The following is a 202-nucleotide window of genomic DNA, read 5'->3' on the forward strand; positions in this document are numbered from 1 at the left end:
GGCCGGCACCGCCTCGAAACTCGCCCTTCCGCGAGTTTTCAAACAGCCGATTAAAAGTCGCTGCCGAGCGTGACCGCCGGTCCCGATCCGGGCGCGGCATTGCCGCCGATCCGCTGCCGCCAGTCGATCGACAGCCGCAGCGGTGCCGGGCCGACCGGCAGGCGCAGTACGGCGGACGGACCGACATCGAGCCGCCGGGCAC

The sequence above is a fragment of the Sphingomonas sp. Leaf25 genome, assembly GCF_001421635.1.
GTDB lineage: Bacteria > Pseudomonadota > Alphaproteobacteria > Sphingomonadales > Sphingomonadaceae > Sphingomonas.